The organism is Bradyrhizobium erythrophlei (genome assembly GCF_042430365.1).
Taxonomy (GTDB): Bacteria; Pseudomonadota; Alphaproteobacteria; order Rhizobiales; family Xanthobacteraceae; genus Bradyrhizobium; species Bradyrhizobium erythrophlei.
The window spans coordinates 1-14,584 of the sequence record NZ_JBHMET010000230.1 but is presented as its reverse complement, the minus strand read 5'-3'; the positions used below and the strand labels follow the sequence as shown (position 1 = coordinate 14,584).

The following is a 14,584-nucleotide window of genomic DNA, read 5'->3' as shown; positions in this document are numbered from 1 at the left end:
CACAACCCAAGGGGCGGTTAGGAAAGGCAGTTATCGGACGGTTAAGATCAGGTGCACGTACGGCTCTGTTTCGGCCGAGTGATCCGCCGTCAGGAGGCGGCCTTCGCCGCGCCGGGTTCGGCGTTGGCCTCTTTCAGGCTGCACTCGATCAGCGACCCCTCGATGGTGAACTTCGAGAACGGCGATAGCGGGGTCGCGGCCTGCAGCGCCGTGAAGAATTGCGAGTCGCCCGGGCTCTTCAGGAAAAAGCGGATATGACTTGCGGACAGCGCATCCCGCGACAGCCAGACGATCCCGGAAAACAGCGCCACCAGCATCTGGGCATAATCGCCGATCGCGGCGAGCCCGAGGTCGTAGACCGGCGAGACATTGACGAAGCGCGCGCGCAGGGCCGGCGTCGGGTATTTGCTCATCAGGAGCCGCCTCACCTGGCAGACCGCGTGTGCGCGTTCGCCATCCGTCAGATAATACAGGCCCTGATTGTCGCCCTCCTTGCTCGCAAGCGCATCGAAGGCGGCGATGCCGCCGAAGGTGGCAAAATCCTCCCCGACGCCTTCAGCGTCCTTCTTCCATTGTGCCTTGATGTTGCGCCAGGACCGCTCGGGGTCCTTGATTGGCAGAAGCCGCATGGTTAACCGGCGGTTTGCGCGGAGCAGTGGTCACGGTGATAGGGTGATAATATGTCGCAGGGCTTAAACCTTTGCTTACGGCGGTAGCTGGGTGGGCCGGAACATGCGCCGCCCCCTTCACCCTGTCGACGAAACTTGCGCGCTGATGAGCGCCGCGACGCGCCACCTTGTGGTTCGGCCGCCGGTGCGTCAGATACCGACGCTGGTGTGATCTGGAGCCTTCCAGACGATGGATGCACTCACTCTGTTCGGATTGTTCGCCGTGACGATGATGCTCGTCTGCTATGCGGCCGAGGATCGCAGCCACTGGTTCGTCCTCGCTTTCGCTCTCGCCTGCGCGCTTGGCTCGGCTTACGGATTCCTGCAGGGCGCGTGGCCATTTGGCCTTGTCGAAGCGGTTTGGGCGGTCGTCGCCGCACGGCGATGGCTGATGCGTCGCAATGTGGTCAGCGTGTAACGTTATAGCATTCGCGGCAATTCTCCGCCGCGCATGAACTTGAATGCACGCGCTCGCGGCGCTAACTAGAACGCATGGACGCTTCGCCCGCCACTAATCAATCCTTCGAGCACAAGGCAGCATCGCGCCGCTGGCGCAGCCTGCTTGCGGGATTGATTTCGCTCGCGCTGGTGTTGTCCTTCTTCCACGGTTGGACGTCCGACGGCGAAAACGAAGGGCCCACCTTCTCGATCGCACAGTCGACCAACGACAATGGCGGCAAGGCGCCGGCCCATCCGGCCGCGCTCCACGGCGATCACTGCCTGACCCACGTCGCCTCGGTCGCTCCGCAGGATACGGCGCTCGCCATCGAATACACGCCACACACTTATGGCGATGTCTGCATATACCTGCCGGCATCGGCGGATCGCCTCTCACCTTTCAAGCCGCCCCGCGCCTGATCCGGTCCACATGACCGATCACGTCTCGCTGCCCGTAGGGTAGCGAGCATGTCCCCGCACATATCGATGTTGCGACAGCGCAAAAGCCTTTGGCGCGCGCTGCGAAGAGGCGCAGATGAAACGTATCGTTCTATTTTCCGCCGGCATTGCCGCCGGCATTGGGCTTGTCATTCTGGCCGCCGGATGGGTCGGCTGGCCGGTCTCATTCCCGACAGCGACGCGGGAGACGGCCGCCACCGCGTCCGCCAAACCGGAGGCCAGGCACGGCGCGCCCGGACACATTGAGCTGAGCGAACACCAGATTCGGGAGTCCGGCATCACGCTCGCGAAAGCGGGCGGCGGCATGCTGAAGCGGCATTTCCTTGCGCCGGGTTCGCTCGTCCCCGATGCCGACCATATCGGCCGCGTCTCGGTACGCGTGCTGGCGGCCGTCACGGAACTGCGCAAGCGCATTGGCGACAGCGTCGAGAAAGGCGAGATCGTCGCAGCCATCGAGAGCCGCGAGGTCGCCGACGCCAAGAGCGAATACCTCGCCGCACGCCTGACCAACGACCTGCAGCAGACGCTCTACAACAGGCACAAGACGCTGGTCGAAAGCCGCACCGTGTCGGAGAACGAGTTCCTGCGGACACGACTGACGGCGAACGACGCCCAGATCAAGCTCGACGGCGCACGGCAGAAGCTGTTCGCGCTGGGCTTGTCGGAAGGCGAGATCGCCGACCTGCCGAACCAGCCGCCGGAGAGCCTGCGCAAGCAGTTCCTGCGCTCGCCGATCTCGGGTCGCGTTTCCGAACGGCGCGTCGATCTCGGCGGACTGATCGGGCGCGAGGGCCAGGAGAGCGAGCTGTTCGTCATCGTCAATCTCGACGACATCTGGGTCGACCTTGCGGTCTCGCCGGAAGATATCGGCGCGGTCCGTGAGGGCGTTCCGGTCAAGATCCGCGCGATCGGCAGCGACGATGAGGCAACCGCCGACGTGATCTTCGTCAGCCCCCTGCTCGACCGAGACACCCGCAACGCGCGGGTGATCGCAACCATGTCGAACAAGGACCATCGCTGGAAGCCCGGAACCTTCGTCACCGCCGAGGTGCCGCTCGCGGGAGCGCCGTCGACCGTTGTTGTCTCGAAGAAGGCGCTGCAGGCCATCAAGGGCACGCCGACCATTTTCGTGCGCGATGCCGACGGCTTCGAGGCGCGATCCGTGCGGACCGGCCGCGAGGACGACGACGACATCGAGATCGTGGCCGGGCTGTCCGCAGGCGAGACCATCGCGGTGGGCAATACCTTCACGCTGAAGGCCGAGCTGGAGAAGGACGAGGCGGAGCACGACCATGATTGAGCGGATCATCGCGCTTGCGATCCAGCGCCGCTGGGTCGTCGTCACCCTTGCCGCCATCCTGATGCTGTCCGGCGGCATTGCGCTGACGAGGCTGCCGATCGATGCGGTGCCCGACATCACCAACAAGCAGGTCCAGATCAACACCACGGCGCCCGCACTGTCGCCGGCGGAGATCGAGAAGCAGATCACCTTCCCGATCGAGACGGCGCTGGCGGGCGCGCCGGGCCTCGAGAGCACACGGTCGCTGTCGCGCAACGGCTTCTCGCAGATCACCGCCGTGTTCAGCGAGTCGACTGACATCTATTTTGCCCGCCAGCAGGTCGGCGAGCGCCTGACCGAAGTCCGCGCCCGCCTGCCGCAAGGCGTCGAACCGCGGATCGGGCCGACCTCGACCGGCCTCGGCGAAATCTACATGTGGACGGTCCATTTCTCCGGACAGAAGGCCACGGCAGATGGCGCGCCCGGCCTGCAGAGCGACGGCCGCTTCCTCACGGCTGATGGTCAGTTCCTGCAGAGCGACATCGAGAAGGACGCCTATCTGCGCACGGTGCAGGACTGGATCATCAAGCCGCAGATCAAGATGGTGCCGGGTGTCGCCGGCGTCGATTCGATCGGCGGCTATCTGAAGCAGTACCAGGTCCATCCGGACGCCGCGAAGCTGATCGCGCTCGGCCTCACCTTTGCCGATGTCGCCAAGGCAATCGAGGGCAACAATGTCAGCCGTGGCGCCCGCTACATCGAGCGCAACGGCGAAGGTTTCGTGGTGCGTTCGGGCGGACGGCTCGAGAGCATCGAGGAACTCGGCGCGGTCGTCGTCACCACCCGCGGCGGCGTCCCGGTGCGGATCCGCGACATCGCGATCGTTTCGATCGGCGGCGAGACCCGCACCGGCAGCGCCAGCGAGAATGGCCGCGAGGCCGTGGTCGGCACGGCGCTGATGCTGATCGGCGCCAACAGCCGGACCGTGTCGGCTGCGGTCGACGCGAAACTCCGCGCCATCGCGCCGTCGCTGCCTTCGGGCGTCGAGGTCAAGACAGTGCTCGATCGCACCCACCTGGTCGACGCGACTATTGGAACGGTGGCGCGTAACCTCACCGAAGGTGCGCTGCTCGTGATCGCGGTGCTGTTCGTGCTGCTCGGCAATTTCCGTGCGGCCCTGATCACGGCGCTGGTGATCCCGATCGCCATGCTGATGACCGCGATCGGCATGTGGCAGGGACGCATCAGCGCCAATCTGATGAGCCTCGGCGCGCTGGATTTCGGCCTGATCGTCGACGGCGCCATCATCATCACCGAGAACAGCCTGCGTCATCTGGCCGAGAAGCAGCAGGCGCTCGGCCGCGTCCTCACCCGCGACGAGCGGCTCGCGACGGTGCGCGCCTCGGCCGTCGAAATGATCCAGCCGAGCCTTTACGGCCAGGCGATCATCCTCTTGGTCTACGTGCCGCTGCTTTCGTTCACCGGCGTCGAAGGCAAGATGTTCGAGCCGATGGCGCTCACCGTGATCATTGCGCTAGCCGCAGCCTTCGTGCTGTCGTTGACACTTGTCCCGGCGCTGATCGCGATTGCCATCACCGGACGCGTGCAGGAGAAGGAGAACCGTCTCGTCGCGACGCTGAAGCACTGGTATCAGCCGCTCCTGCGTCGGGCCGTTGCGGCGCCGCTGCCGGTCATTGCCACTGCGGTCATTCTGTTCGCAGCCGCGCTGTTCGGTTTCTCCCGCCTCGGCCAGGAGTTCATCCCCTCGCTGGACGAGAAGAACATCGCCATGCACGCGCTGCGGATTCCGAGCACGGCGCTGTCGCAGTCCCAGTCGATGCAGCTTTCGGTCGAGAAGACCGTCAGCCGCTTCCCGCAGGTGTCGTTCGTGTTCTCCAAGACCGGCACCGCCGAAGTCGCCAGCGATCCGATGCCGCCCAACGCCTCCGACACCTTCATCATCCTGAAGCCACGCGAGCAGTGGCCGGATCCCGCGATGACGAAGGAAAGGCTGATCGAGGACATCGCCAAGGCCGTCGGCCGGCTGCCGGGCAACGTCTACGAATTCACCCAGCCGATCCAGATGCGCTTCAACGAATTGCTTGCGGGCGTTCGCGGCGACATCGCGGTCAAGGTGTTCGGCGACGAATTCGAGCTGATGCAGAAGGCCGCCAACGAGCTCGCGTCTGCGCTGCGCACGGTCCGCGGCGCGACCGACGTCAAGGTCGAACAGGCCGGCGGTCTTCCCGTGCTCGAGATCAAGGTCGACAAGGCGGCGATCGCCCGGCGCGGCCTCAGTGTCTCCGCGGTCCAGGACGTGATCGGCGCCGCCGTCGGCGGCCAGGATGCCGGCGTCATCTACGAGGGCGACCGCAGCTTCGATATCGTGGTGCGGCTGCCCGAGAGCGTGCGCTCGGATCTTGAGGCGCTCAGCAACCTGCCCGTCGCGTTGCCCAAGGCGACGCCGAACGCGCCGGTGCAGAGCCTGCCGCTCAACCGCGTCGCGCAGTTCTCCTTCACCGAAGGGCCGAACCAGATCAGCCGCGAGAACGGCAAGCGCCGCATGGTCATCACGGCCAATGTCCGCGGCCGCGACCTCGGCTCGGTGGTCGAGGACGCACGGGCCAAGGTGGCGCAATCGGTGAAGCTGCCGCCGGGCTACTGGATGACCTGGGGCGGCCAATCCGAGAATCTGGCCGCGGCCCGGCAGCGCCTCGGCATCGTGGTGCCGGCCTGCTTTGCGATGATCTTCTTGCTGCTGCTGGCGGCGATGGGATCGGCGCGCGACGCGCTCTTGGTGTTCAGTGCCGTGCCGCTGGCGCTGACCGGCGGCATAGCGGCGCTATGGCTGCGCGGCATGCCGTTCTCGATCTCGGCCGCGGTGGGCTTCATCGCGCTGTCAGGCGTCGCGGTGCTCAACGGGCTCGTGATGCTGAGCTTCATCCGCCAGTTGCGCGAGCGCGGCACGCCGCTGCAGGCCGCGATCGAGCAAGGCGCCCTCACCCGCTTCCGCCCAGTGGTGATGACCGCGCTGGTCGCCTCGCTCGGTTTCGTTCCGATGGCGTTCGCCACCGGCACCGGCGCCGAGGTGCAGAAGCCGCTCGCCACCGTGGTGATCGGCGGCCTGATCAGCGCAACGTTGCTGACTCTCGCGGTGCTGCCCGCGCTCTACGCACGGTACGGCCATGCCGGCAATGTTGCACGCCATGAGAGCACTGCAGTGCAACCTGCGGAATGACGGCTTGTTTACCGGAGCTCCACAGGCAAAACTTCGCTGTTATCGCGATGCGAAACCGTTGTAACAATTCTGTCATGTCGCAAAACTAAACGGAGGCGGCGGCGATCAGCCGCAGCCTGCTTTTGATGGGGAAACAATAATGCGCCGTGCAATCACACTGTTGTCCGCGAGCATGATCGCGCTGTCCGCGGGCGCTGCCTCCGCGCAGAACGCAAAGCCCCGCAACCTCATCCTGTTCGTGCCCGACGGCCTGCGCGGCGGCATCGTGACGCCACAAACCGCGCCGGCGATGGCCGAACTGCGCGACAAGGGCGTCAACTTCAAGAATTCGCACTCGCTGTTCCCGACCTTCACCATGGCGAACAGCTCGGCGCTGTCGACCGGCCACTATCTCGGCGACACCGGCACCTTCTCCAACACGATCTATACCGGCTACTCGTCAGTGCCGGCCGGCGACACCGTGGTGCCGTTCATCGAGAATGACGCGGTGCTTGGCGACGTCGACGAGCATTTCAACGGCGACTATCTCAACGAGGAGACGCTTTTGAAGATGGCCCGTGGCCAGGGTTTCAGCACCGCGGCCATCGGCAAGGTCGGCCCCACTCTGCTGTTCGATCACACCGATCGCGGCAAGAACAGCATCGTGATCGACGATTCCACCGGCGGCAAGACCGGCGTTCCGCTCTCCGACGAGATGAAGGAGGCGCTGACCAAGGCAGGCCTGCCGCTTGTAACGCCCAGTCGCGGCGACAACGCCAAGGCGGGCGACGCCAAGACGCCGGGCACCACCGTCGCCAACGTCGCGCAGCAGGCCTATATGGCCGACGTCGCCACCAAGGTGGTGCTGCCGATGTTCAAGGCGCGCAACAAGCCGTTTGTGCTGGTATTCTGGTCGCGCGATCCCGACGGCAGCCAGCACAACACCGGCGACAGCCTCAACACCGTCACCCCCGGCATCAACGGCCCGACTTCGATGGCCGGCATCAAGAACGCCGACAACAATCTGACACAGCTCCGCAAGGCGCTCGACGAGCTCGGGCTTGCCGCCACCACCAACATCATCGTCTCCTCCGACCACGGCTTCTCGACCATCTCGAAGGAGAGCAAGACGAGCCCCTCCGCCAAGGTCGCCTACGACGACACGCCGAAGGACTTCCTGCCGATGGGCTTTGTGGCGATCGACCTCGCCAAGGCCTTGAACCTGCCGCTGTACGATCCCAACGACAAGAACGCGAAGGTTGCCGACAACGCCCATCCCAAGGCCGGCAACGGCGTGCTCGGCCAGGACCCCGCCAAGCCCGACGTGGTGGTTGCGACCAATGGCGGGTCGGACCTGGTTTACCTGCCGAACAAGGACAAGAAGCTCACTGACCGCGTCATCAAGGCGCTGCTCGAGCAGGACTATGTCAGCGGCCTCTTTGTCGATGACAAGCTCGGCCGCTTCCCGGGCACGCTGCCGATGTCGGCCCTCAACCTGAAGGGCAAGGCGGTGACACCGAACCCGTCGATCGTGGTCAATTTCCGCTCGTGGTCGAGCGGCTGCGAGATCCCGACCAACTGCTCGGTGCAGGTCGCCGACACCGTGCTGCGCCAGGGCCAGGGCATGCACGGCAGCTTCAGCCGCGGCGACACCTTCAACTTCACCGCGGCGATCGGCCCCGACTTCAAGTCCGGCTATGTCGATCCGCTTCCGGTCAGCAACGCCGACGTCGGCATGACCGCCGCGCAATTGCTCGGCCTGCGCACCCCCAACAATGGCGGCCTGATCGGCCGCGTGATGTCGGAGGCACTGCCGAACGGCATCGTGCCGAAGATGGCCGACGGCACAATCACCTCGAAGCCCGCGCCCAACGGCCTGCGCACCGTGCTCAAATTCCAGCGCGTGCTCTCGACCCGCTATTTCGACGTCGCCGGGTTCCCGGGGCGGACGCTCGGGCTCGAGGCCGGCGATGCCAAACAGAAAACGGCGGGGAAGTAATCCCCGCCGCTTCCGTTCAAATCCGCCGTTCGGGGACGGTGATTACATCATCCCGATATCGAGCATGTTCGGCAGTTGCGCCGCGAGCGGCAGCGCGGTGGCGCCGACCAGCGTTGCAACCATCGCCGTCAACGCGCGGTTGACGCGGCGCTTGCCGCGCATCTGGGCGGCGATCCACTCCAGAACCTTGGTGTCGATCTTGGTCGCCTGCGTCGGCGCCCAGCTCTCGATATCTGTGTCGGGCGACAGCGCGACCGTGCGCGGCGGCACCGGCAGGCCGGACTCGGAGGCGGCGTGGTGGGCGATCGCCTTGGCGAGCAGGTCGTCGAAGCGGCCTTCGTCGCTGCGCTCCGCGGCAGCCTCGTTGATCTCGAACAGCGCCTCGGCCTCGGCGCGGCTGATCGGCTGATGCTCGACGGCGGATGCGGTCAGGATGCGCGCGCACCAGGCGGCGTCATCGGCATCAAGCGCTCGGGAGAAATGGATACGGCCCTTGGTGGTCGGGCCTTCGCCGGTGATGACGCCGTCGCGCACAATGGTCAGGGCGTGGGCGGCAGTCTTGCGGCAGGACGGATGCAACGCACCGCTGAGAGACTCAGCGGTCTTGGTACTTGGGGCAGACATAGCGGGGGCTTTCAATTCCTATCTCAGGCCAGCTTTTCCATGCGGGCGTAAACGAGTGGTTAATGATTCGAAACTTGCGTTCCGAGATTTTTAAATGGTTGCCATTTGGTCGCTGTGAAGGGCGTCACGGTTCAGTCGTATAGCGACTGGGGCCGGCGTGATGAGGGCCATAAGCGGCAATATCTGGGCAGTTACAAGCTTTTGATGTCGCAACTGTTGTTTCGCCGCAGGGACGCGGATCATGAGAAGGTGTGCTAAGAGTTCCACCTTCGAGGAGAAGAATTTCACCTTTTTCGATACCCCATTCACTTGGCCTCCGCCGGCTCTTATACTGACGCAGACACCTCGACTATAAATTCATCAGTAACTTCAACAACATGAGGTAGAACCATGCCCCTCCCCATCGGCGCAACTGCCCCCGACTTCGAAGCCCAGACCACCGAGGGCAAGATTAAATTCCACGATTGGATCGGAAATAGCTGGGCCATGCTGTTCTCGCACCCCAAGGACTTCACCCCGGTCTGCACCACCGAGCTCGGCGCGCTCGCCAAGCTGAAGCCCGAATTCGACAAGCGCGGCGTCAAGCTGATGGGTCTGTCGGTGGACCCGGTCGACCGCCACGCCAAATGGTCGGAAGACATCAAGGAAACCCAAGGCGCGGCGCCGAACTACCCGATGATCGGCGACACCGACTACAACGTCTCCAAGCTCTACGAGATGCTGCCGGCCTCGACCTCCGGCGATCCCCTGACCCGCACGCCGGCCGACAACCAGACGGTTCGCAACGTGTTCGTGATCGGGCCGGACAAGAAGATCAAGCTGGTGATGGTCTATCCGATGACCACCGGCCGGAACTTCCAGGAGATCCTGCGCTCGATCGACTCGCTGCAGATGACCGCCAAGCATCGCGTCGCCACCCCCTCCGACTGGAAGCAGGGCGAGGACGTGATCATCGCCGGCTCGGTCAGCGACGACGAGGCCAAGACGATCTGGCCGCAGGGCTGGAAATCGCCGAAGCCGTACATCCGCATCGTGCCGCAGCCGAAGTAAGCCGGCGAACCGATGAGACGAAGAGGGACGCGCGGAGCGTCCCTCTTTGCATTGGCCGTCCAGATCGCCCTCACCGTGATCCGACAACAATCCGCCTGACATGCTGAGCCGTGCGCCACAGGGGCCTAAGCCCGCCCCGGTGCCTCGCCCTTCTTCAAGGCGTCGACGATATGCGTCCCGACCCTCAGGGCATTCGCCACGACCGTTACGGTCGGATTGAGTCCGAGACCCGTGGGCATGAAGCTTGAGTCGACGACGAACACGTTTTCAGCGTCGTGCAGACGGCAAAACCGGTTCACAACCGACGCAGCGGGGTCATCCCCCATGCGACATGTCCCCATCTGGTGATCGCCGATCAACGTGAGAATTGCATCTGATGGCATCAAGTCTCCGTCCAACGTGCCCTTCTGCCGGTATTGATCGAAGAGCTTGCTCATATAGATTCGTCCGAGCTTGTTGACCCTGTCCTCGTTTGGGCCCAGCGCCCGCGTGATCTGGGCAACGGGAACGCCGTACTCATCGACATAAGTGGGATCCAGCGAGACCCGGTTTTCCCGAATGGGCAGGTCGTCGGCCGTCAACCTCACTTCCAGGCGGCGATTGTTCGCCACCATCTCGTCGATCAGTCCCTGACCGATCTGCGGATTATTCTGGCGCGTCAAAGCGCCGATGGCATCGTCTAGGGGATTCTTCTTGGCCGAGCTCGTGAGATGGCCGCCCTTGATCCACGTATCGCTATCGGGTTCTTTCATGAAATAGGTGGCGAACGTGGTCGTGTTCCCGGTCGGCCCCAATTCGCCGTGCAGCAATCCCTGGAAACGCTTGTCGAGGGTTGCCTTGATGCCGAGCCCGAACATGTGAAAAGTCGCGTTGGCTCCGAGTTGACCGCTGGTGTTGCCGAGGCCTTTGGCCGGACCGGACATGAGCAGCAGTCGCGTCGTCTGAACGGCGCCACACGATACGATCACAAAATTGGCCGGTGCAAAGGCGAGCTTGGGATCATCGCGATTGGTGAGGTCGAGGTAGGAAACCCCGGTGGCTCGTCCGGATCGATCGTCGACGACAATTTCAATGGCCTTGGCGTTCGGTTGAACGGACGCGTTGGGAGAGTATTTGATCTCGCGGAGCGTGGTATCCTGAGTTCCCCATTTCGGACCGCTGCTACCCCAGCACAGATACTCACCGCAATAACCGCACATGTTACAGGCTTTCCGGACCCGGTCCGACCACAGCTCCTCGGCCTTGGCCGTCCAGAACTCACCGGGCAGACTGCCGCTCTGCTTTGCGAGCGAATAGGCGAGCGCGCGCTGCGTGCTTAGCTCGCCGCTGCCTGGCCGGACGATCGCCATCGGCGTCGGAAACGCTTTCCATGACGGCGCAACCGACTCGATGCCGTCAAAGACGAACTGGCCGACGGGCGTACGGGTGTAAGGTCCAAGCGGATAATCATCCTCCGGAAACCACAGACTTTCGGAGCCCCAATAGGCTTCGTTCCTGAAGCGCTGATACCAGTCGCTCTGGCGAATGCTGTCGTTGACGGCCTTGCGGTCTCCGCTGACCCCAAGCAACGCCTCGGCGACGCTGAAGAACGGCAGCATCTCCGAATAGTCGATCGGCCAGTCGACGATCGAATAGCCGGTCATCGCGGCCAGTTGGCCGGTCCTTTCGAAATGCGTCTTCAGCTTGAAATCGATCGGCAGTGCCCGAAACGCCCAGGTCCCCCACAACACCGAGCCGCCACCGACCACCGAGCCGGTCCATCCAAGCGGAAACGGCTTGCCGGGCGCGGCGGTGTCGCGCTTCCTGAACGTGTTGTAATCGCCGCGCAAGCGCCGCTTGGGATCAGGTTTTCTCTGCCGGTAGAAGAATTCGTCGTGAACGGCCGGATCGAAATCCTTCGTGCCGTCGCGCCGTTCGGCCGCAAAGTCTGGCCCCTGCTCGAGCAGCAGTACATTGTAGCCGGCCTTGGCAAGCAACCAGGCAATGGTGCCGCCGCCCGCTCCGCTTCCCACGATGACGAAGTCATGCTGTGTTGCCATGGTGAGCCGCCTTCCAATGAAGTTACGAAAGCTTTCATCAAGCCTTGGCAGACTGAATCGTATTGACGAAGGTCGAGACGGCCGTATCGGCCTGGTCCACCGAATATGCATTTGCGGGAGTGCGGTTCTCCCCGATCTCGATCAAGACCGCACGCTGCAATAATGGGTCGCCGGCACTGATGGCGCCGTTCTTCTGCCCGAGGCAGCCGTTCAGAACGTCGATGGTGAATTGCACGACGAAGCCCGACGACCTCACCGCATTCGTCCTCGGCCAGTTCGGCAGGCTGTCGCTGCGAAGACTTTCACGAAAACTGATCCAGCCGGCGGAGCCGCTCGGTGGGTTCGCCTCATAGGAGGCTGCGAGCGGGCCCCAGCAAAGCTCATAGAAGTCCCTGCGGGAGACCGCATCCTTGGGCGATCCGTCGGCCCCCACGGTGACAAACGCGAAATTGCTGCTGTCCGGGTCGAACGCACCGAATCTTGCCGCGGCACTCAAGCCCTGACGGCCGGCCCGCCATTCGGCCGCAGTCTGGCCGGTGCGACACTGGAATTTCGACAGGGGATCGGCCTTGATCTGACGCCACCGCGGCGCCAAGGCCTCGTTGTCCGCATCGGCGTCAACCAAGAGCTCCAGGTAACGCACAATGCCCATGGCAGCCACGCTCAGCGCGGGGCCCGGCCCTGGCGGTCGCCAGGGCACCGACGCCAAGGCCGGAATGAATTGCGAGAGGTTTGGCGGAGCCTTCTGCGCGACCCAAGCCGCTACCGGCAGCACAGCCTCCGCGAGCGGGTCGAGAATGGCACGGACGTTCGACGGAATTTGGTAGGGCATGCTGACCTCCCGACCGCTTCCAAGAAAGCAATGAATAACTGTATTCTTGTCGTATTTCAATCTTTAGTTTAGTCCACGAGCGCCCACGATCGTTTGTCGGCCGCCCCGCCCCCTCAGGCGCGGCGGTTGACCACCAGCACTGCCGCGGCGCAGGCCGCCATCCCTGATATGGCGACATAATCCAGTCGCTCGCCGAACAGGACGTAGGCCATCAGCGCGGTCACCGCCGGCACCAAATAGAACAGGCTCGCAACCGACGTCGCCGCATGGTGGCGGATCAGCCAGTACAACAGCCCGATCGAGCCGATCGACAGCGCGAACACCAGCCACGCCACCGCCAGCACGAACTCGGTGGTCCAGTGCACGACGTTGGTCTCGAACAGCCAGGCGCCGATCCCGAAGAAGATCGTGACCGAGATGTATTGCACGAGATTGCCGGTGCGCCAGTCGATCTGGTTGCAGTAGCGGCGCTGGTAGAGCGTGCCGAGCGTGATGCTGATCAGCGAGACGCCGGAGGCGAGCCAGCCCCACCCCGCATCGCCCGTCATCGGCCGGTTGTGCAGGATCAGGACCACGCCGGCGAGGCCGAGCACGAGCCCGCCCCATTGCAGCGGCGTGACGCGCTCGCCGAGCCAGCGATTGGCGATCGTCGAGGTCAGGATCGGCTGCAGCCCCGGGATCAGCGCCGAGAGCCCGGCCGGCACCGAATGCGCGATCGCAACCGCGGTACCGCCGAGATAGAAGCCGTGCACCAGGACCCCGGCGACCGCGCTGTGGAACAGGCCGGTCCGGTCCGGCCATTTCGGCCGCGCGACCGCGGCGATCACCGCCATCACCACCACCACGAACGCCATGCGGATCGCCAGATAGGTGAGCGGCTCGGCGCCGCCGAGCGCGTATTTGGTGCCGATGAATCCCGTGCTCCACAGCACGACAAAGATCGCCGGCGCGAGACGAGCGGCAAGGTCCTCGAGGTTCTTGTTCATTGCGGCCGTGATTGCCTGAAGATGAGGCCATCGGCAATCGCGAAATTTGCAACGTTGCTGCGCAGTGTCGACGATGATGGAAAATGAAGCCTGCCACACGCACGACTCTCGTCCCTGCAGGGCCCCATAACTACGGGGCGCAGTTGTTGCGAAAGCTGCGGCTCCAGCGTCGCAAAGGAATTCGCATTCGTGGTTATGGGCCCGGCTCAAGGCCGGGACGACATCGCGTTTGCTGCAAGGCCTTTGGGTCATACGTCTACGGTCTCGCGGCACCAAGTGTCCGAGCTTTGCATCTCGTTTCGCCCTCTCCTCAAACAGAGGGCGCAGGGAAAGCCGGGTGCCGATTGCACCCATGGGCCCTGTGCAACAAAAAGCACAGGCGCCGATCGCACCCATGGGTCCCGTGCAACAAAAAGCACGGGGGTAGGACCACAGGTGTAACCGGAATCCCGGCCTTCCCTGCGCGATGGTTTTACGGCTTATCTCGTGCTCTCCCCGGCGAGACCGGGCTTTTTTGTCACCGTCGCCAGCAAAGACTTGCTGATGAGACACCAGCCACTGGGGCGTCAGGACCACACGACTTCGCCGTCCGCCTCACACGCACTCGTCAGTTGCGCGCTCGGCGTCCACCGCATCTCACCGCAACACTCGTGACGATCGCGACGCGCCCCTCAATCGGGTGAGACGGGCGGAGTCATACACTGATTTTCATTTCCGAAAAACAGCAATATTTTGTCCGAGGGGACTTGCCTCGTCGGGCAAATCAGTGATGAAATCTGCCGGGCACGGCACCCGGCGGCAAGCCATCTTCGCCTCAGCACCTACGGTGCGAGATCGTCGGATCCCCCCTGGGGCGCGTAGTCATAAATTTCTGCCATGTCCGCTTCGCTCCGATAACGACCGCCCTTGCGCAGACGCAGCAAACGTCGCGATGGGCCAGAAGCTGACTTATGCACCGCAGCAAATTAACCGCTCTTCCATCACCTCATCGCA

General features: G+C 63.8%; 11 protein-coding genes. 6 read left to right on the top strand and 5 right to left on the bottom strand.

Annotated features, from left to right (window positions below):
* Positions 1 to 89: 89 nt before the first annotated feature.
* Entirely contained in the window at positions 90 to 629 is a 540-nt protein-coding gene (locus tag ACFFWD_RS34405) for a hypothetical protein (protein ID WP_376973125.1), read from the bottom strand.
* A gap of 229 nt (positions 630 to 858) precedes the next feature.
* Here ACFFWD_RS34405 and ACFFWD_RS34400 point away from each other — a divergent pair, with 229 nt between their 5' ends.
* The 5 genes from ACFFWD_RS34400 (at position 859) to ACFFWD_RS34380 (ending at position 8,060) form a co-directional block, all read left to right on the top strand.
* Positions 859 to 1,086, top strand: coding sequence for a hypothetical protein (locus ACFFWD_RS34400; protein ID WP_376973123.1), 228 nt, complete (start codon positions 859 to 861; stop codon positions 1,084 to 1,086).
* Positions 1,087 to 1,160: 74 nt separating this feature from the next.
* A complete protein-coding gene (locus ACFFWD_RS34395) occupies positions 1,161 to 1,526 on the top strand; it encodes a hypothetical protein (RefSeq protein WP_376973121.1) in 366 nt (121 codons plus the stop codon).
* Between the two features lie 115 nt (positions 1,527 to 1,641).
* The gene (locus ACFFWD_RS34390; protein ID WP_376973119.1) at positions 1,642 to 2,865 is read left to right on the top strand and encodes an efflux RND transporter periplasmic adaptor subunit; all 1,224 of its coding nucleotides are present in this window, start codon (positions 1,642 to 1,644) and stop codon (positions 2,863 to 2,865) included.
* A complete protein-coding gene (locus tag ACFFWD_RS34385) occupies positions 2,858 to 6,082 on the top strand; it encodes an efflux RND transporter permease subunit (protein ID WP_376973117.1) in 3,225 nt (1,074 codons plus the stop codon). Before ACFFWD_RS34390 ends, ACFFWD_RS34385 begins: the two co-directional genes overlap by 8 nt.
* Positions 6,083 to 6,221: 139 nt before the next feature.
* Positions 6,222 to 8,060 (top strand): alkaline phosphatase family protein, encoded by a 1,839-nt coding sequence (locus tag ACFFWD_RS34380; RefSeq protein ID WP_376973115.1) that lies wholly within the window; start codon positions 6,222 to 6,224, stop codon positions 8,058 to 8,060.
* A 42-nt stretch (positions 8,061 to 8,102) separates the two neighbouring features.
* On the opposite strand, the gene ACFFWD_RS34375 is transcribed toward ACFFWD_RS34380, so the two are convergent.
* Positions 8,103 to 8,684 carry a hypothetical protein gene (locus ACFFWD_RS34375; RefSeq protein WP_376973113.1) on the bottom strand — a complete coding sequence of 194 codons (582 nt, stop codon included), beginning with the start codon at positions 8,682 to 8,684 and terminating at the stop codon, positions 8,103 to 8,105.
* Between the two features lie 390 nt (positions 8,685 to 9,074).
* Between ACFFWD_RS34375 and ACFFWD_RS34370 the strand changes: the two genes are divergently transcribed.
* Entirely contained in the window at positions 9,075 to 9,734 is a 660-nt protein-coding gene (locus ACFFWD_RS34370; RefSeq protein WP_376973111.1) for a peroxiredoxin, read from the top strand.
* Between the two features lie 125 nt (positions 9,735 to 9,859).
* Here the strand turns inward: ACFFWD_RS34370 and ACFFWD_RS34365 are convergent, their stop codons facing one another.
* The 3 genes from ACFFWD_RS34365 to ACFFWD_RS34355 are packed head-to-tail and all read right to left on the bottom strand — an operon-like array spanning position 9,860 to position 13,591.
* Positions 9,860 to 11,773, bottom strand: a complete 1,914-nt coding sequence (locus ACFFWD_RS34365) for a GMC oxidoreductase (RefSeq protein WP_376973109.1) — start codon at positions 11,771 to 11,773, stop codon at positions 9,860 to 9,862.
* A gap of 37 nt (positions 11,774 to 11,810) precedes the next feature.
* Positions 11,811 to 12,665: a hypothetical protein gene (locus ACFFWD_RS34360; RefSeq protein WP_376973107.1), complete on the bottom strand. Its 855-nt coding sequence runs from the start codon at positions 12,663 to 12,665 to the stop codon at positions 11,811 to 11,813.
* Positions 12,666 to 12,718: 53 nt separating this feature from the next.
* Entirely contained in the window at positions 12,719 to 13,591 is an 873-nt protein-coding gene (locus ACFFWD_RS34355) for a DMT family transporter (protein WP_376973105.1), read from the bottom strand.
* Positions 13,592 to 14,584 lie beyond the last annotated feature (993 nt).